The organism is Rhodococcus sp. NPDC004095 (assembly GCF_053604015.1).
Map to the genome: position 1 here is coordinate 420,913 of NZ_JBSGGS010000004.1, position 21,675 is coordinate 442,587.

Genomic DNA, 21,675 nt, shown 5'->3' on the forward strand with positions numbered 1-21,675 from the left:
GACCCGGTCGACTGACGCGATCGGGTCGGGCGACCGACCCACCTACATCCTCACTGTCGGATCCTCACTGTCGGACCATGCCGTCGACGGCGGCGGCGTCCAGGCTCTGCCGACGCGCCGACAGGTGCTCGCGTGTGACCGGACCGACCGTCTCGAGCGCATCGGGCGACGTCATCTGCCAGTGTGTGCTGTCGACCGCGCGGTTCTCGATCTCGCCCAGAACGTACGGACGCCACGTCTGCGCGCCCCGGGTGCCCGTCGAGTCGTCGCGTGCCGCGGTGAAGTAGAGCACGTCACCCTCGTACACCCCCGGCCGATGGCGGTCCATGAGCTCGGAGTTGTGCCGTGCGCTCGCGAGCATCCGCTCGACGCGCTCCTCGGTGAGCGCCGACAGCGGGCCCCCGAGCAGCGGAAGCACCTGCGCGATGGCGCTCGTGTCGATTCCGTCGAGAGACTCCGTTCCGGCGAAGTCGAACTGATCGCCGACTGTGTCGGGATCCATCCCCAGGCCGGCGAGCAGATCCTCGGCAATCGTCGACACTCCTGCCGTTGCCGGTGCGCCGTCCGCCGCCTCTGCAAGTTCGGCGAAGCTGTCCAGCATGACGAGGCTGGACACACCCTCGCCTGCCTGCTGCAACCGCACCGCCATCGCGTGCGCGATCGCGCCACCGAGCGACCACCCGAGCAGGTGGTACGGACCGTGCGGCTGGATCCGCCGAATCTCGCTCACGTACCGCTCGGCGAGTTCGTCGATCGACTCCGGCAGCGGGCCGTCCTCGGCGATCGTCGGCGACTGGAGACCGAGGACCGGCCGATCGGTGCCGAGGTGCTGCGCGAGACCGGTGTAGCACCAGGACAAACCGACGATCGGGTGGACACAGAACAGGGGCGCCTCGGCACCCGCTGCGCGAATCGGGTACACCACCTGCAGTGCCGAGTCCTCGTCACTGGCGTCGTCGTCGATCCGGTCCGCGATGGCCGCGGGCGTCGGGTCGGTCATCATCCACTGCAGCGGCACGTCCCGTCCGGTTTCCTCCCGGAGCCGGCTCGCGACCCGGACCGCGGAAAGCGAGTTGCCGCCGAGGTCGAAGAAGTTGTCGTCGACCCCGACTCGTTCCGCACCGAGAACCTCCGCGAAGACGTCTGCAACAAGGGCCTCCGATTCCGTTGTGGGGGCACGGAACTCACGTGCCACCAGGACAGGCTCGGGAAGGGCACGTCGGTCGATCTTGCCTGCAGGTGTCATCGGAATCGCATCAAGCACCGTCACCGAGGCCGGCACCAACGACCGCGGCAGATGCCGACCCGCCTCCGCGAGCACCTCGGCCACATCCACCGTCGCACCCGCGACCGGCACGACGTACCCGACGAGTAGGTCACCCGCCGACCCGGCACGATGCACCGTCGCCGCCGCCACCGCCACATCCGCATGCCGCGACAGCGCCGCCTCGACCTCACCCAGCTCGACACGCAGGCCGCGCAGCTTCACCTGGGCATCCGCACGACCCACGTAGTCCAACAGGCCGTCGGCATCGAGCCGCACCAGATCACCTGTCCGGTACATCCGGGAACCACTGTCCCCGAACGGGTTCGCGACGAACCGATCAGCCGTCAGGGCACTGCGCCGGTGGTAGCCACGCGCCAGCGACGGACCCGCCACGTACAGTTCACCCACCACTCCCAGCGGAACCGGATGCAGGCGGCTGTCGAGAACCATCACCTCCACGCCCTGGATCGGCGGACCGATCGTGATCCGGTCACCCACCGACAGCGGCTGCGTCAAGGTGACGATGATCGTCGTCTCCGTCGGGCCGTAGCCGTTGAGGAAACGGCGACCCGGCGCGAACTGCTCCACCAAAGCGGGCGGGCAGACGTCACCACCGACGCCGACCATCTCCAGATCCGGCAACCGTGCCGCATCCACCGTGCCCAACGCCGCAGGCGCCGTCATCACGTGCGTGACCCGCTCCCGCGCCATCAGGTCGGTCAGCTCGTCGCCGCCGATCACCGATGGCGGCGCCACCACCATCGTCGCGCCCGCGTTGAACGACTGGATCATCTCGCTCAGCGACGCGTCGAAGCTCGCCGACGACAACCGCAGCACCCGGGACGACGCCGTCACCCCGATCTCCGGACGCGCCTGCGCGGCGAACGACGACAACCCGGAATGGGTGACCACGACACCCTTCGGCATACCCGTCGAACCCGACGTGTAGATCACGTAGGCCGCATGATCCGGACGCAACGGACTCAGACGATCCGCATCCGTCACCGTCGCCGACGACTGATCACCCTCATCCGCCATGTCGACGGTCAGCCACTCCACACCGGCGGGCATCGCGGCCAACCCGGCCTCGTCCGTGAACCCGAGCGCGACCTCCGAATCGGCGATCATGTGCGCGATCCGGTCCTCCGGGTAGGACGGATCGACGGGCACGTACACCGCACCCGCCTTCGCCACTGCCCACAACGCCACGAGAGACTCCACCGACCGCGGCAGGACGACAGCGACCGCACGCTCCGGACCCGCACCACGACCGATCAACGCACGCGCCAACCGATTCGACCGCGCATCCAACTCCGCGTACGACAGCTCACCGCCCTCGAACACCACCGCGACGTCACCGGCGTCGACCCCGGCAGTCAGCAGGTCCGGCAACAGCGCCGACGGCAACGCCGGCACCCGCAACGGCACCGCGGCGTGCTCGTCGACACCGAGCATCTCGACATCACCGACGGGCATCTGCGGTGCGGTGAGGACGGAGTCGAGGATCCGGACGAACCGCTCCGCGACCCTCTCCGCGGTGCCGCGATCGAACAGGTCGGTCGCGTAGGTGATCGCCGCGGGGAGCGAGCCGTCGGCGTCGGCTGTCTCCGACACCGACAGCCCCAGGTCGAACTTGGCGACGACCGCATCGGATTCGAGCGGCGTCAGCGTCAGCCCCGGCAGTTCCACCGGGCCCGAGGCGAAGTTCTCGAACGCCAGCATCACCTGGAACAGCGGCGTGAACGAGGTCGATCGCGGCGGCGCCATCACCTCGACCAGCCGTTCGAACGGCAGGTCCGCGTTCGAGAAGGCTGCCAGGTCACCATCCCGGACGCCGGCGAGGAGGTCCTGGAAGGAACCGGCCGGATCGACGTCGGTTCGCAGGACCAGGGTGCCGACGAACATGCCGACGAGGTCGTCGAGGGCCTGCTCACCGCGTCCGGCGACGGGCGTGCCCACCACGACGTCCCGGCCTGCCGAGAGCCGGCTGAGCAGCAGCGCCAACGCGGCGTGCACGACCATGAACACCGTCACGCCCTGCTCCGCGGCGTAGTCCCGGAGCCGGGTCGTGACGTCCGCGTCGAGCGTGAAGGCCACGCGGTCGCCGTGGCCGGAACGAACCGCCGGTCGCGGCCGGTCGGTGGGCAGGTCGATCACGTCGGGGATCCCACGCAGGGTGGTGCGCCAGAATTCGATCTGCTTCGCGGCCAGCGACTGCGGGTCGTCCTCCGATCCAAGTACCTCGCGCTGCCACAGCGTGAAGTCGGCGTACTGCACCTGCAGCGGCGTCCACGCCGGGGCGAGTCCGTTCCGCCTCGACTCGTAGGCGACGACGATGTCCCGTGCCAACGGTTGCGACGAGAAACCGTCGGCGGAGATGTGGTGGACCGACAGGACCAGGACGTGTTCGTCGGCCGCGACGCGCAGCAGACGGCCACGAATCGGGATCGCCGCCGTGACGTCGAACCCGGCACCCACCACCGACAGCGCCTCGGCGGCAACCGCCTCCGCCGCCACGGAGACGGGTTCGAGGTCGAGATCCACCTGATCGACCGGCAGCACCACCTGATGCGGGCCGTCCGCCGAATCCGGGAACACCGTCCGCAGCGACTCGTGCCGCGCCAGCACGTCCCGCACCGCGGCCTGCAGCGCCGCGACGTCCAGGTCGCCGCTCATACGGACCGCGAGCGGAATGTTGTAGGCGGCCGACGCCGTGTCGAATCGGTTCAGGAGCCACATTCGAGACTGGGCGAGGGACAACGGGATCCGCGTCGGGCGCTCCCCCGCGACGAGCGGGGGCAGTGACGCCGACCGGGGCGCGAGCTCGGCGCGAAGCGCCAGCCCGGCCACCGTCGGCGCCTCGAACAGTTCGCGCACCCCGACCGTCACTCCCAGTGCCGCATTCACGCGTGCGATCACTCGGGTCGCGACCAGCGAGTTGCCACCGAGCGCGAAGAAGTCGTCGTCGGCGCCGACCCGCTCCACACCGAGCAACTCGGCGTACACGTCGGCCACCGCAGTTTCGAACGGTGTTCTGGGCGCGACGTATTCGACAGCGCCGCCGAATGCGTCGGGTGCGGGCAGGGCGCGCCGATCGAGCTTTCCGTTGGGACTCAGAGGGAAGTCGTCGAGGACGACGATCGATGCAGGCACCATGTACGAGGGCAGGAGTCGCGCCGCGGACGCCTTGATGTCCCGGACACTGGGCGCCTTACCCGGCTCGAGAACGACGTACGCGACCAGCTGGCCACCAGCGACGGATTCGGTCACAACCGCGACGGCGCGGTCGATGTCCGGGTTCGACTGCAGTGCCGACTCGATCTCGCCGAGCTCGATCCGCAGCCCCCGCAACTTCACCTGGAAATCGGTACGCCCGATGTACTCGAGAGATCCCTCCCGATTCCACCGCACCAGATCACCGGTCCGGTACATCCGATCACCGGACTCACCGAACGGATTGGCCACGAAACGATCCGACGTCAGATCGAACCGCCCACCATAACCACGCCCGACACCGACACCACCGACGTACAGCTCACCCTCCACACCAACCGGAACGGTGTTCAACCGACCATCGAGGACGAACAGGTCGAGGTTCGGCACCGGACGACCGATCGGCACACCCGCCACGTCCGCAACCGTCGCCGCCTGGAAGGACACCACATCCGACGCCTCGGTCGGCCCGTAGCTGTTGACCACCCGCACACCGGATTCCATCAACGCCGCGAGCGCGCCGACGTTGATCGGCTCACCACCCAGGAACACCACATCCAGCCCGGCGAGCGCGCCATCGACGTCCCCGTCGACGACCGCACCGAAGGCACTCGGCGACATGTTCGCCACCCGCACACCGCCACCCGCGACGATCGCCAGGATCTCCTCAGGATCGAAACCGTCCGAGGCGAGATGAATCGACCGGCCACCCGCCAACGCCGCCCACACATTCTTCTGCGTGAGGTCGAAACTCGGCGACGACGCGATCAACAACCCACCCTCGGCGGGCAGCTCACCCTCGTACCACGCCACCGTGTTCTCGATACCCGCCATCGGAACCAGCGTCGGCTTCGGCTTACCCGTCGAACCCGACGTCGAGATGACGTAACCCAGACGACGACCCGCCAGCTCCTCACGCCACCGGTCGACAAGTCCCGTCACCGCACGCCCGGCACCCGCATCGGGTGCGACAACCGGGACCGTCAGCTCACGATCGACCTCGCCGATCACGCACCGCGCCTCGGTATCGATCAGAATCGACTCCACCCGCTCGGCCGGATGCGACGGATCGATCGGCGCATACGCCGCCCCCGCCTTCCACACCGCGACCATCGCCACGACCCACGCCACCGACCTCGGCAACATCACCCCGACGACATCGTCAGCGCCGACACCACGCTCGATCAACTCACCGGCCAGCTCCGACGACCGCCGATCCAACTCCGAGTAAGTGACCGACTCGCCACCACACACCACCGCCGGCGCATCCGGAACCGCACCAACCCGAGCAGCGAACCGCCCGAGCAGCGACACCTCCGGCGCGGGCACACGAGCACCACGCGACCAATCGAGGACCCGCCCCCGCTCACCCTCGCTCAGCAGGTCGATGTCACCGACCGGGGTTCCCGGTGCCGTGACAACCGCATCGAGGACCTGCACGAACCGGGCCGCGAGGGTCTCGACCGTCTCGGGGTCGAACAGGTCCGTGGCGTAGGTGATCGCCGCGGGCAGAGTGCCGTCGGCGCTCGCGTCCTCGGAGACGGTCACCGACAGGTCGAACTTGGCGACGGTCATCTCGGATTCGAGTGGCGTGAGGGTCAATCCGGGAAGTTCAACCGGCGCGGACCCGAAGTTCTCGAACGAGAGCATCACCTGGAACAGCGGGGCGAACGCCGTCGACCGGGTCGGAGCGAGAACCTCGACGAGCCGCTCGAACGGCAGGTCGGCGTGCCCGAGCGCGGCCAGGTCGGAGTCGCGGACGTCGGCGAGTGTCTCCTCGACGGTCGCCCCGGCGTCCACCTGCGTCCGCAGCACAAGGGTGTTCACGAACATGCCGATCAGGTCGTCGAGCGCCCGCTCGCCGCGACCGGCGACCGGGGTTCCGACGGCGATGTCACCCGAGCCGCCGAGACGGCTCAGCAGGACCGCGAGGGCCGTGTGCACGACCATGAAGGCGGTCACGCCGCGTGCGGCGGCGAACTCGCGCATCCGCGCCGCGAGGTCGGCGTCGATCGGGAACTCGACGCGGCCGCCGCGGCCCGACCAGACCGCCGGCCTCGGTCGGTCGGTCGGCAGCTGGTGCACGTCGGGCAGCCCGGCGAGGGCTCCGCGCCAGAACTCGATCTCCTGCGCGGCCCGGGACTGCGGATCGTCCTCGGCACCGAGCAGGTCCCGCTGCCACAGCGTGTAGTCGGCGTACTGCACCGCGAGTGGCGACCACATCGGTTCGGCGCCGTGCCGGTGGGACTCGTAGGCGATGACGACGTCGCGGGCCAGCGGTCCGACGGAGAAACCGTCTGCGGCGATGTGGTGCACCGCCATCAGCAGGACGTGTTCACCGTCCTCTACGCGCAGCAGCCGGCCCCGGATGGGGACACCTGCGGTGACGTCGAATCCGGTCCCGATAACGGCGAGTGCCTCGGCTGCGACCGCGTCGCCGGACGCGGGCACCGGGGTCAGGTCGAGTTCGACCTGTTCGGCGGGCAGCACCACCTGATGCGGCCCGTCCGCCGAGTCGGGGTAGACCGTCCGCAGCGTCTCGTGACGCCGGACCACCTCGCGCACCGCGGCCTGCAACGCGTCGACGTCCAGGTCGCCGGTCAGGCGCAGTGCCAGCGGAATGTTGTAGGCAGCCGAGGCGGTGTCGAAGCGGTTCAGGAACCACATCCGCGACTGCGCCGTCGACAGCGGGATCCGCTCCGGTCGCGGCCCCGCCACGAGCGCGGGCCGGCCCTCGCCGGGAACCTGTGCGGCGAGCGCCGCCGCGAGCGCGTGCACGACGGGTGCGTCGAACAGCAACCGCACACCCACGGACGTTCCCCGCGCCTCGCCCAGTCGGGCGACGACCCGCGTCGCGGACAGCGAGTTGCCGCCCAGCGTGAAGAAGTCGTCGTCGGCACCGACGCGTTCGACGCCGAGCACCTCGGCGTACACCGCGGCGACCAGACGTTCCGCCTCCGTCGTCGGTTCGCGGTATTCCGCGGTGAGGGAGGAGAACTCGGGGGCCGGGAGGCTGCGCCGGTCCACCTTGCCCGCGGGCGTGGTCGGAATCTCGGCGAGCACCACCAGCGCCGCGGGCACCAGGTTGCGGGGCAGGTGCTGGGCCGCGACGGCCAGCACCTCCGCGGTGTCGATCACGGCCCCGTCGACCGGGACGACGTAGCCGACGAGCTGGTCGCCCGCGGTCGGGTGGCGGTGCACGGACGCCACCGCGTCCGCCACCGACCCGTGTTGCGTCAGAGCGGATTCGACTTCGCCGAGTTCGACGCGCAGGCCCCTGATCTTGACCTGGGCGTCGGCGCGGCCGACGTAGTCGAGGCGGCCCTGCTCGTCACGCCGCACGAGGTCACCGGAGCGGTACATCCGCGAACCGGCGTCGCCGTGCGGGTTGGCCACGAAGCGTTCCGCGGTGAACCCGGTGCGGCGGTGGTAGCCGCGGGCGAGGCCGGGCCCCGCCAGGTACAGCTCACCCACGACGCCAAGCGGAACCGGCCGGAGGCGGGCGTCGAGCACCATCGCCTGCACACCCTGGATGGGCACGCCGATGGTGATCTCGTCCCGGCTCGTCAGGGGCTCGGTGAGGGTGACCACGATGGTGGTCTCGGTCGGCCCGTACCCGTTGAGGAACGTGCGACCGGGTGCGAACTGGTCGACGAGGTGCGGCGGGCAGACGTCGCCGCCGACGCCGACGAACTCCAGGTCCGGCAGCACCGCCGGGTCGACGGTGCCGAGGGCGGCAGGTGCCGCCATCACGTGGGTGACCTTCTCGCGGCACAGCAGCTCGGTCAGCTCGTCGCCGCCGATCACCGTGGGCGGCGCCACCACCATGGTCGCGCCCGTACTGAACGAGAGGATCTGCTCGAAGAGCGAGGCGTCGAAGCTCGACGACGACAACCGCAGGACCCGGGACGCCGCGGTCGCCCCGAACTCCGGGCGGGCGTCCACTCCGAACATCGCCAGGCCGGTGTGCGAGACGACCACGCCCTTCGGCAGGCCGGTCGATCCGGAGGTGTAGATGATGTACGCGGCGTGATCCGGCAGCAGCGGAGTGCGCCGGTCGGCGTCGGTCACCGGCTCCGGGGACATCGCGGCGCACGCGGAGTCGAGCTCGGTGTCGTCCAGCGCCAGCCACTGCACCTCGGCGGGCAGTTCCTCGCGATGGGCGAGGTCCGTGAGGCCCAGCGCGACACCGGAATCGGACAGCATGTGCGCGATCCGATCCGCCGGGTAGGTCGGGTCGACGGGCACGAAGATCGCACCCGACTTCGCAACCGCCCACAGCGCGATGATCGCGCCCACCGACCGCGGCAGCGACACCGCGACCGCATGTTCGGGCGCGGCGCCGCGGTCGATCAGCAGGCGTGCCAACCGGTTCGAGCGCTCGTCCAGTTCGCGGTAGGTCAGCTCGCCGCCGTCGAACACCACGGCGACTCCGTCCGCGGACGTCCGGAGGCCGGCGGTCAGCAGGTCCGGCAGCAGCGCCTGTGGCAGCGCCGGAATCGCCTCCGGGGCCACGAGCTCGCGCTCGGCGTCGTCGAGGAGGTCGATGTCGCCGACCACCACGGCCGGGTCCGCGACGACGGACTCGAGCACCCGCAGGAACCGTTCGCCGAACACCGTCACCGACGACCGGTCGAACAGGTCCGTCGCATAGGTCCACGACACCGTCGCACCGCTCCGGCCGGTCCGCTCGTAGACCGTCACCTGCAGGTCGTTCTTCGCCGGGACGATCTCGAGGTCGACGACCTCGATGTGCAGGCCGGGCAGGTCGAGACTGCTGACGTCCTGGTGCTCGGTGGACAGGCTGACCTGCGTGATCGGCGCGTACGCCTGCGACCGGGCCGGCCGCAGCACGTCGATCAGCCGCTCGAACGGAAGATCCGCGTTGCCGAAGGCCGCGAGGTCCGTCTCCCGGACCGCGGCCAACAGGTCCGTGAAACTCGCCCCCGGATCCACCTCGGTGCGCAGCGCGAGGGTGTTGACGAACATCCCGGCGAGATCACCGAGATCCCGCTCGACACGTCCCGCGATCGGGGTACCGAGCACGATGTCGGTGCTCGCGCTCAGCCGCGCCAGCAGCACCGCCAGCGCGGCGTGCAGCACCATGAACCGGGTCGTGCCGCGGTCGCGGGCGAGGTCGTCGATCCGGCCCAGCAGTTCCTCCGGGCAGTCGACCTCGACGACGTCACCGCGCAGGGACGCGACGTCCGGGCGTGGCCGGTCCTGGGGCAGTTCGAGCAGTTCCGGCGCCCCGCGCAACTGTTCGCGCCAGTACTCGGCCTGCTGCGACGCCCGGCTCTCCGGATCGTCGTCGGCACCGAGCACCGTGTGCTGCCAGAGGCTGAAGTCGGCGTACTGCACGGGTAGCGGCGACCAGCCGGGCGCTGCGCCTGCGGTGCGGGCCGTGTAGGACGTCACCAGATCCCGGGCGAGCGGCGGCACCGAGGCACCGTCGGCGGCGATGTGGTGCACCACGAGCACAAGCACGTGGTCGTCGCCGCACCGGAAGATGCTGCCACGCAACGGAACCGACGTGGTCACGTCGAATCCGCGGGAGAGCTCGGCGAAGATCGCGGCGCGCAGCGCCTGCTCGTCCTCGACGACGACCGGATCCGGCAGCACCACGCCCTCGAAGACATGCCCCGTCGCTGCGCTCGCCCCGGACGCGGGCAGGATCAGCTGGTACGGACCGGACTCGGTGTCCGGGTACACGGTGCGCAACACCTCGTGCCGCTCCACCAGGTCGGAGACCGCGGCCTGCAGCGCGGCGACGTCGAGGTCGCCCGACAGCCGCAACACCAGCGGGATGTTGTAGGCCACCGACTCGGGGTCGTAGCGGTTGAGGATCCACATCCGGGCCTGCGCGGGCGAGAGCGGAATGTGTTCCGGCCGTGGGCCCGCCACCAGGGCGGGCCGGTCCGAGGACCCCGCCGACTCGACCACCTGGGCCAGGGCCGCGACGGTCGGCGCGTCGAACACCTCCCGCACCGCGACCGCCGTCGCGAAGGCGGCGTTGACGTGCGCGACGACGCGAGTGGCGGTCAGCGAGTTGCCGCCGATGTCGAAGAAGTTGTCGTCGGCGCCAACCCGCTCGGCACCGAGCACCTCCGCGTAGATGTCGGCGATCATCGTTTCCGTCACCGTGCGCGGCGCGACGTACTCGCGCGGGGCGTATACCGGTTCCGGCAGCGCGGCGCGGTCCACCTTGCCCGCGGGCGTGGTGGGGATGGAGTCGAGGATCATCGCCGTCGTGGGGACCAGCGCCCGCGGCAGGTGCTCCGCGGCGGTGGCGAGCACCTCGGCGACGTCGACGGTGGCGCCGGCCACGGGGACGACGTAGCCGACGATCTGGTCGCCGCGCACACCGTCGCGGTGCACGGACGCGGCGGCGGTGGCGACGTCGTCGTGGCGGGCCAAGGCCGCCTCGATCTCACCGAGCTCGACACGCAGGCCGCGGACCTTGACCTGCGCGTCGGCGCGACCGAGGTAGTCGTAGTTGCCGGCCGGGTCCCGGCGCACGAGGTCGCCGGTGCGGTACATGCGGTCGCCCGGAGTGCCGAAGGGGTTGGCCACGAAGCGATCCGAGGTCTGTCCCGGGCGGCCGCGGTAGCCGCGCGCCAGTCCGGGGCCTGCGATGTACAGCTCACCGGTCACCCCGAGCGGCACCGGCCGCAGCCGGGTGTCGAGGACCATCGCCTCGGCGCCCTGGATCGGGGCACCGATGGTGATGTCGGCGGGGGTGGCGAGGTGACCGGTGAAGGTGACCACGATGGTGGTCTCGGTCGGACCGTAGGCGTTGAGGAAGCGGCGACCGGGTGCGAACTTCTCCACCAGGTCCGGCGGGCACGCCTCGCCGCCGACCGCGACCAGCTCGACGTTCGGCCAGCGCGCCGGGTCCACGGTGCCGAGAGCGGCCGGGGCGCTGAGCACGTGGGTGACGGACCGGTCCGCGACGAACGCGGCCAGTTCCTCACCGGCGATGACCTCCGGCGGGGCGATCACCAGGGTTGCGCCTGCACTGAAGGTCAGCAGCTGTTCGAACACGGAGGCGTCGAAGCTGGACGAGGCCAGCCGCAGGATCCGCGAGTCCGGTCCCGCGAGCATGTCGGCGCGGGCGGACGCGGTGAACGCCGACAGGCCGGTGTGCGTGACGACGACGCCCTTCGGCAAACCGGTCGAGCCGGAGGTGTAGATCATGTACGCGACGTGCTCGGGGCACAGCGGCGTGGTGCGCTCGTCGTCGGTGACGGGAGCGGCGGGCAGCGCGGCGATCGCGGCGGCGACGTCGTCGCCGTCGATCGCGAGCCACTCGACCCCGCCCGGCAGCCGGTCGAGGTTCGCGCGGTCGGTGAGACCGAACACCACCCCCGAGTCGGTGATCATGTGCTCGATCCGCTCGACCGGGTAGCCCGGGTCGACGGGCACGAACGCGGCCCCGGACCGGGTCACCGCCCACATCGCGACGACCGAGTCCACGGTGCGCGGGAACGACAGCGCCACCGTCGACTCGGGACCGACGCCTCGTCCGATCAGCATGCGCGCCAGCCGGTTCGAGCGCTCGTCGAGTTCTGTGTAGGTGAGCCGTCCGCCCTCGAACTCCACCGCGACCGAACCCGCGCCGGCGGTGGCGCCGGCGGCGAGGAGGTCGGCGATCGTGGCGGCGGGCAGGGCCGGACCGCCGGAGTGCACCGCGACCGCGTCCCGCTCGCCGGCCGCGAACAGGTCGACGTCACCGACCACGGCGGACGGGTCCGCGAGCACGGCGTCGAGCAGTCGGGTGAACCGGTCTGCGATCGCCTCCACCGACTCGTCGTCGAACAGGTCGCGGGCATAGGACCAGGTGAGCCGGGCACCGGACTCGGAGTCGGGGGCGAACGCGACAGCGAGGTCGAACTTCGCGACCTCGAAGTCCATCGGTTCCAGCGAGACGGTCAGATCCGGCAGCTCGATTCCCGGTGCGGGACCGTCCTCGACTGCGAGCATCACCTGGAACAGGGGATGGTGGGCCGTGGATCGTGCACCGGGCACGGTGTCGACGATGCGCTCGAACGGCACGTCGGCGTTCGCGAAGGCGTCGAGATCCGCCTGCCGGGCCGCATCCAGCACCTGACGGAAGGACATGCCTGCCTCGACCTGCGTGCGGAGCACGAGGGTGTTGACGAACATGCCGACGACGTCGTCGAGTGCCGCGGCACCGCGGCCACCGACCGGGGTGCCGATGGCGATGTCGGTGCTCGCGCTCAGCCGGGCCAGCAACACCGCGAGAGCGGAGTGCAGCACCATGAACGGCGTCGACCGGGTCTCCCGCGCGAGCTCGCGCAGCGCGGCGAGGGTGGTCTCGCCGACCTCGGCGTGCACCGTTCCGCCGCGGTACGACGGCATCGGCGGATGGGGGCGGTCCGTCGGCAGCTCCAGCCGCTCCGGGATGCCTGCCAGCGCCCGGGTCCAGTAGGTGATCTGCTGGGCTGCAACCGAATCGGCGTCCTGTTCGGCGCCGAGGGTGGCCAGCTTCCACAGCACGTAGTCGGCGTACTGCACGGCGAGCGGAGTCCAGTCCGGCGCGACACCGCCACGCCGGGCGGTGTAGGCCACCATCAGGTCGCGGGCGAGCGGCTGCATGGACCAGCCGTCGGCCGCGATGTGGTGCACGACGAGGACGAGGACGTACTCGTCGGGGGCGACCCGCAGCACAGCCGCCCGCAGCGGCACGTCGGAGGTGACGTCGAAGCCCTCGGCGACGAGCCGGGCGACCGCGCCGTACAGGTCGGCGGGGTCGACGTCGACGGGTGCGAGATCGGGACCCGCGTAGTCGATCGGGAGGATCAACTGCTGCGGGCCGTCCGCGGAGTCCGGGTACACGGTACGCAGCACCTCGTGCCGCGCGATCAGGTCGGCCATCGCGGCGTGCAGCGCGTCGACGTCGAGGGTGCCGGACAGCCGCAGCGCGGCCGCGATGTTGTAGGCGCCGGAAGTCGTGTCGATGCGGTTGAGCAGCCACATCCGGGACTGCGCGGGTGAGAGCGGCAGCCGGTCCGGCCGGGGACCGGCCACCGGGATCGCCGGCGCCGAGCCGGTCGAGGCCGACACCGCCGCGGCCAGTGCCCGCACGGTCGGCGCCTCGAACAGCTCGCGCACGCCGATGCCGGCGTCCAGCTCGGCGTTGATTCGCGCCACCGCGCGGGTGGCGGTCAGCGAGTTGCCACCGAGGTCGAAGTAGCTGTCGGTGGCGCCGACCTGCGGCACGTCGAGCAGCTCCGCGAACACCCGGGCGACGGCGGCCTCGGCGGCCGTCGCGGGGGCGACGTACTCGGTGGCGGCGCGCTCGGGCTCGGGCAGCGCCCGGCGGTCCAGCTTGCCGTTGGCACTCAGCGGCATCGCGTCCAGGACCACGAACACCGACGGCACCATGTACGACGGCAGTTCCGCCGCGGCGAACGCCGCGAGGGCGGCCGGGTCCGGTGCCACGTCGCCGGTCGCGGTGACGTAGCCGACGAGGTTCTCGCCGCCGGCGCCACCGCGCACCACGACCGCCGCCTGTGCCACGTCCGGGTGACGCAGCATCGCCGACTCGATCTCCCCCAGCTCGATGCGCAGACCACGCAGCTTGACCTGGAAGTCGGTACGACCCAGGTACTCGATCTCGCCGACCGTCACATCCCCCGTCGCTGCGCTCGCCCCTGCGTTCCAACGCACCAGGTCGCCCGTGCGATACAACCGACCACCGGCACCGAACGGATCCGCAACGAAACGGTCCGCAGTCAGGTCCGGACGGCCCACGTACCCACGAGCCAACTGGACACCGGCGAGATACAACTCACCGGGCACCCCGGCCGGCACCGGACGCAACCGCGCGTCGAGCACGTACACCCGGGTGTTCCACACCGGCGCACCGATCGGCACCGAACCCACATCACCCGCACCCGTCCGATGGAACGTCACGTCCACCGCGGCCTCGGTGGGACCGTACAGGTTGTGCAGCGCCGCAACCGAACTCGCATGCCACCGCTCGACACTGGCGCGAGGCAACGCCTCACCACTGGCGAACACCTGACGCAACGAGGTGCACGCGGCGACGTCGGCGTGCTCGAGGAACACGTCCAGCATCGACGGCACGAAGTGCGCGGTCGTGACCCCGTGGTCGCGAATCAGCGCAGCCAGATGATGCGGGTCCTTGTGCCCCTCCGGCGCCGCCACCACCAACCGAGCCCCGGTCATCAGCGGCCAGAACAGTTCCCACACCGACACGTCGAACGTCGCCGGAGTCTTCTGCAACACCACGTCACGCCCGTCGATCGGATAGGCGTCCTGCATCCACAGCAGCCTGTTGACGATCGCGGCGTGCGAGACGGCGACACCCTTCGGCCGGCCCGTCGAACCCGAGGTGAAGATCACGTACGCGGTGTTGTGCGGGCGCAGCGGTGCGGTGCGGTCCGCGTCGGTGACCGGACTGTCGGCGTAACCGGACACGTCGAGCCGATCGAGCGCCACCACGTCGACGCCCGCGGGCAGCGCGTCCGCGTCCTCCGTGGCGGTCAGCACCAGGACGGGCGCCGCGGTGTCGAGCACGTGCCGGTTCCGCTCGGCCGGGTGGTCCGGATCGAGCGGGACGTAGGCGCCGCCCGCCCGCACGACCGCGTGCAGGGCAATCACCTGCTGCGGGGACCGTCGCATCGCGACGCACACCAGCGACTCGGGCCCGACTCCGTTCGAGACCAGATGTCGCGCAAGCCTGTTCACGCGTGCGTCGAACTCCGCGAAGGTGAGCGAGAGCGCGGCGCCGTCGGCGAGTGCGCCCGCACCACCGTCGGTGAGCGCGGTCACCGACGGTGTCCGCGTGGCCTGCCGGTCGAGCAGGTCCGCCAGCGTGACGTCCTCGACGTCGTGGCCGGTGTCGTTCGCCCGCACCAGGATCGCGTCCCGCTCGGCCTCGGAGAGCACGTCGAGGTCCTCGACGGGGGCGCCGGGATCGGTGCTCAGCACCGCCAGGACGCGGGCCAGCCGCGCGGCCAGGAGCTCGACGTCGGCGGCGGAGAACACCTCCGGCGAGTACTTCAGCGTGAGGCGCAGCTCCGGCTCGAGCAGAGTGAGCAGCGCCAGCGGGTAGTGCGTGGCGTCGATGAGATCGATGCCCTGCACCCGCATCCCGGCGATGTCGGTGTTCTCGTCGAGACCAGCGCGATCGATGGGATAGGACTCGAAAACGGTGAGGGTGTCGAACACGGAACCGGCACCGAGGGTGGCCTGCAGCTCACCGAGTCCGACGTGGTGGTGATCGAACAGGCGCACCTGCTCGCCCTGCAGGCGCGAGAGCAGCGCAGCGCCACTTTCGGACGGGTCGAGCCGGACCCGGACCGGCACGGTGTTGATGAACAGGCCGAGCATCTCCTCGACCCCGGCGAGTTCACCCGGACGTCCCGAGACGGTCGCACCGAAGACCACATCATCACGGGAAAGCAATCGTGACAGCATGATTCCCCACGCTGCCTGGATGACGGTGTTGACCGTCACGCCGTGATGGCGGGCCAGATCGGCGATGGAATCGGCGAGCTGCGGCGTGATCGGGGCGTCCACCGCCGCGGGCATCGAGGACAGCGTGCGGCCCGCGTACTCGGGGGCGATGAGGGTCGGCTCGTCCAGGCCCTCCAGCGCGTTCGTCCAGCTCTCGAACGCACCCGCACGGTCCTGCGCCGCGAGCCAGTTCAGGTAGCTGCGGTAGGCCCGGGCGGGGGCCGCGATCGGGGTGTCCATCGCGTACAGCAGCAGCAGATCCTTGACGTGCAGCGGCATCGACCAGCCGTCGAGAAGGATGTGATGGTTCGTGACCATCAGGGTCGCGGTGCCGTCCGGCTTCCGGGCGAGCAGCCAGCGCATCAGCGGCGGCGCGGTCATGTCGAACGGCGTCGTCCGCTCGGTGAGCGCGAGCTCGGCGAGCTCGGCGTCGTCGGCGACCCGCACCTCACGCCACGGCGCGGTCAAGCCCGTCATCACCAGCTGCGCCGGCACACCGTCCGCATCGTACACGAAGGCCGAACGCAGGTTCTCGTGGCGTTCGAGGAATCGCTGCGCGGCGCGGTGCATCCGGGCGCTGTCGATCGACCCACCCAGCTGCAGCACCAGCTGTCCGGTGTACACGTCCATGGATGCCGAGGTCAGGCCGGCGTGAAAGAGCAGGCCCGCCTGCAGCGGCGAGAGCGACCAGATGTCCTGCACGCCCGGGAACCGGGCCTCCCAGGACTCGATGGTGGACTGGCCGACGGACACGAGCGGGGTGTCGCTGGGGGTGAGACCACCGGCGTCGGGGCGGCGCGCGTGCGTGGCGAGCGCGACGAGCGCATCGCGCCACAGGTCGGCGAACTCGGCGACCTCGGCCACGGCGAGCACACCGGACGGGAAATCGAAGGTCGCCGTCAGCTTGCCGCCGGTCTCGGAGCCCGCGGCGGGCTCGACCATGGCGTTGATGTCGATCGCGACGCGCGCGGGCATCCCGGCGCCGCTGCCCGCGTTGAGGTCGAGGGCACCGGACTCGGGCACCCAGGGCAGGTCCTTGCCGACCTCGCCCGTGGTCATCCGGCCGAGGTAGTTGAAGCTGATCTGCGGCTGCGGCGCGGCGGCCAGCTCGGCGGCGGTATCCGCGCGCAGGTGGCGCAGCAGTCCGTAGCCGGTGCCGTTGCCGGGCAGGGCGCGCAGCTGTTCCTTGACGGCCTTGATCGCCGAACCGGCGGAGGGCCCGCCCGCGAAAGCGTCGTCGAAGTCGATGCCGCTCACGTCGAGGCGCGCGGGATACGAGGTGGTGAACCAGCCGACGGTGCGCGAGAGGTCGGCGCCCGGGATGAGTTCCTCGTCGCGGCCGTGACCCTCGAGGGTCAGCAGCACCGAACGCTCGTCGACGCCGTGGCGTTCACGCCAGGCGGCGACGGCGAGCGCGAGGGCGGCGAGCAGTCCGTCCGCGACGCCACCGCGATAGGAGGCGGGCAGTGTCGTGAGCAGCGCGTCGGTGACGTGGGCCGGCAGCTCGATGCTCACGCGCTGCGAGGTCGCACCCATGTCGAGTACCGGATCGAGGCGGCGGCGGCCGATCGTCGGATCCGGGCCGTCGAGGATCGAGCGCCACTTGTCCAGATCGTCGAGAGTTGTTTCAGCAGATGCAGTTTCGACGAGGCCGTGCGTCCATCGCCGGAACGAGGTGCCGATCGGGTCGAGCGTGGGCTCGGCGCCGGAGATGACCTGCGCCCAGGCAGAGGCGAAGTCCGGCAGGAGGATTCGCCACGAGACACCGTCGATCACGAGGTGATGCGCGACGATGAGCAGGCGCCCGGGCGCACCGGCGGAATCGAGCCACACGATCTGGAGCATCACGCCGGCGTCGGCGTCGAGCCGGCCCAGGGCGGCGGCGCAGCTCGCGGTGAGCGCGGCATCGAAATCGTCACTGCCCGGCTGGGCAGAGACCTGCACATGTGTGATGACGTCTTGTGGCGCAACAGAACCCACCGGACGAACGATCAGTTCGCCGGCACCCGATTCGAGCACCGAACGCAGCGCGTCGTGGTGGTCGACGACGGCGGTCACGGTGCGCGCGAGAATCTCGTCATCGAGGCCGTCCGGCGCGGTGACCACCAGCGCCTGGTAGAAGCGATCGATGTTGCCGCCCCCATCGAGCACCTCGGTGGCGTGCGGAGTCAGCGGCATCGAGCCGACTCCTCCGCCGGGCAGCTCGAGAAGGGTCGCCTCCTCCGCTTCCTCGGTGGCGACTTCGGCGAGCGCGGCAACTGTCTTGCGCTCGAACACGTCTCGCGGGGTGAACCGAACACCCTCCGCCTTCGCGCGGGCGACCAGCTGAATGGCGATGATGCTGTCACCACCGAGCGCGAAGAACGAGTCGTCGACGCCGACCTGTTCCAGTCCGAGAACTTTGGCGACGGCAGAGGCGATGATCGCCTCGACCGGATTGGACGGCGCCCGGTAGGCGGTCGCGCGAACACCCGGATCGACCAGCGCCTTGCGATCCACCTTGCCCGAGGCGGTCAGCGGAATCTCGGTCAGCTCCACGATGTCCGACGGCACCATGTGGCCGGGCAGGAACTTGCCGGCGAACGCCGTCAGGGCGCCCGCGTCGAAGGTGTGCCCGTTACCGAGGTACACGTAGGACACGAGCACCGTGGAATTGCCGCGCTCATGCGCGACGGTGACCGCGAAGTCGACGGAATCATGGTCGGACAGCACAGTGTCGATCTCGCCGAGCTCGATGCGCAGGCCACGCAGCTTCACCTGGAAGTCGGTGCGGCCGACGTACTCCAGGGCCCCTTCGCGGTTCCAGCGGACCAGGTCACCGGTGCGGTACAGCCGGTCGCCGGGCTCACCGAAGGGATTGGCGACGAACCGCTGGGACGTCAGGTCGAACCTGCCGCCGTAGCCACGGCCGACGCCGACGCCGCCGATGTACAGCTCACCCTCGACACCGATCGGCACCGTATCGAGTCGTCGATCGAGAACGAACAGATCGACATTGGGCAGCGGATGCCCGATCGGCACACCAGCCACATCGGCGGCTGTCGCTGCCTGGCAGGACACCACGTCCGACGCTTCGGTGGGTCCGTAGCTGTTGACCACGCGCACACCGGATTCCATGAGTCCGGCCAACCGTCCGACGTTGATCGGCTCACCGCCGAGGAAGACCACGTCGAGCGCGCCGAGCACGCCGTCGGCGTCGCCGTCGACGACCGCGCCGAAGGCGCTGGGCGACATGTTCGCCACCCGGACACCGCCACCCGCGACGATCGCCAGGATCTCCTCGGGATCGAAACCGTCGGCGGCGAGATGAATCGACCGGCCGCCCGCCAGCGCCGCCCACACGTTCTTCTGGGTCAGGTCGAAGCTCGGCGACGAGGCGATCAGCAGGCCGCCCTCGGCGGGCAGCTCGCTCTCGTACCAGGCCAACGTGTTCTCGATGCCCGCCATCGGAACCAGCGTCGGCTTCGGCTTACCCGTCGAACCCGACGTCGAGATGACGTAACCCAGACGACGACCCGCCAGCTCCTCACGCCACCGGTCGACAACGCCCGTCACCGCACGCCCGGCACCCGCATCGGGTGCGATGACCGGAACCGTCAGCTCATGACCGCTCTCGCCGATCACGCACCGCGCCTCGGTATCGATCAGAATCGACTCCACCCGCTCGGCCGGGTACGACGGGTCGATCGGCGCATACGCCGCCCCCGCCTTCCACACCGCGACCATCGCCACGACCCACGCCACCGACCTCGGCAGCATCACACCGACGACATCGTCAGCGCCGACACCACGCTCGATCAACTCACCGGCCAGCTCCGACGACCGCCGATCCAACTCCGAGTAAGTGACCGACTCGCCACCACACACCACCGCCGGCGCATCCGGAACCGCACCAACCCGAGCAGCGAACCGCCCGAGCAGCGACATCGCGGGTGCGGGGACGCGGGGTCCGCGCGACCATTCGAGGAGGCGCTCACGCTCATCCGCTCCGAGCAGTTCGATGTCGGCGACCGGGGTGGTGGCGTCTGCATGGACGAACTGGTCGAGGACCCGAAGGAACCGGCCGTGATGGGCCTGGAGTTCGTCCTCGGTGTAGCAGTGCGGGTTCGCCTCGAAATCGACCCGGGTGCTGCGCCCGACGACGCTCGGGTAGATGTTGATCGACAGGTCCTCGACCGGGCCGGTCGAGAGCACGTGGAACTTGCCCGTTTCCCTGCCGAGGGTGATCTCGGTGTGGAAGTTCATGATGTTGATCGCCGGCCCGAAGAACCCGCGCCCGCCGTCGAGGTCGCCGATGTCGCGGCGAATGTCCTCGTGCCGGTAGCGCTGATGCCGCAGCGCGCCGGTCATCTCCAGCCCGACCTGGGCGACGAGCTCGCCGACGGTGGTCTCCGGGGTGACGGAGATGCGCAGCGGAACGACATTGGAGACCATGCCGCCGGAGCGGCGGAGCACCGCGGTGGTGCGCGCGGAGACGGGCAGGCTCAGCACGATGGCGGTCGCGCCTGTCATGTCCGCGAGGTACACGGCCATCGCGGCCACGGTGATTGCGGTGTCCGCGGAGTTGTGCCGGGTGACCGCGTCGTCGAGTGCGGTGAGGATCTGGTCCGGCAGTGCGCCGCCGACCAAACGGGAGCGCACCTCCAGTCGTCCGGTCCGGTTGGACAGCGTCAGCGGCGCGGGCAGATCGGTGGCGCGCGACATCCAGTACTCGCGGTCGGACTGGAACCGGGTGGACTCGCGGTACTTGTCCTCGGCCTCGTTGACGGCGATCAGGTCACTGGCCACCGACGGCGCCGGATCCCGACCGAGGACCGCCGCGGTGTAGACCTCGGCCATGCGGGCCATGAACGTGACCGCACCGAACCCGTCGAGGGCGATGTGGTGGATGGCGAAATACCAGTAGTAGTGCCGGTCCCCCAGCTGCAGCACCGCGCCCCGGATCAGCCGCTCCGTGAGCAGATCCATCGTGGCGGAGTAGTCCTGGAGCATCCACTCCATGGCCGCGGCGTGCGGATCGATCTCGCCCCTCAGGTCCCGGTAGGGCATCTCGTCGTCGAGGGTGTCGTCGACCACCTGGTACGGCTCGGAGTCGATCTCGACGATCCGCAGCAGGGGGGTGCCGAACTCTCGCGCGACGGCGGGGCCGACGCGCCGAAGCACGTCGATGTCGAAGTCGCCCTCGATCTCGATGTACTGCGCGATGGTGACCGGGACGTCCGGCACCAAGTGCTGGGCGAACCACATGCCGCGCTGAGCGGCGGAGAGCGGGAACGGCTCGCTGCACCGGCCGACTGCGGGAGCGGCAGCCGACGCGGCGACGCCATCGGGGACCGAGCCGGATGCCGGGACGCGGGCGGTAAGGGACTCCGGAGGATTGAACACAAAAATCCCTTCGTACGACGCGCTCCGACGCGGAGCTGTGACGCGTTCACGAAGCGGAGTTGGCGCAGGTCAAGCGGCCGCCACCGAAACGGTGCGATCGATGATCCTGAGAATTCCTTGAGCGCCGAGAATACAACGGCATACGTGGTCTTGTTCACGAATCGAAACCACTTTGCGCTGGTGTTCGTGACCAACACATGCTAGGGATTTGCTGTCGATTCCGCCGCGAAACCGGGCAACTCAGGGTATAACGCCATCCCTCTGGCGACTGCGAAACGGTGGTACCGCGATGACGCGGCACC

General features: G+C 70.2%; 1 protein-coding gene. It reads right to left on the bottom strand.

Annotated features, from left to right (window positions below):
• Positions 1 to 64: 64 nt before the first annotated feature.
• Complete coding sequence (locus ACWEPG_RS10310; RefSeq protein ID WP_452594341.1) at positions 65 to 21,373, bottom strand: non-ribosomal peptide synthase/polyketide synthase; 21,309 nt, start codon at positions 21,371 to 21,373, stop codon at positions 65 to 67.
• Positions 21,374 to 21,675 lie beyond the last annotated feature (302 nt).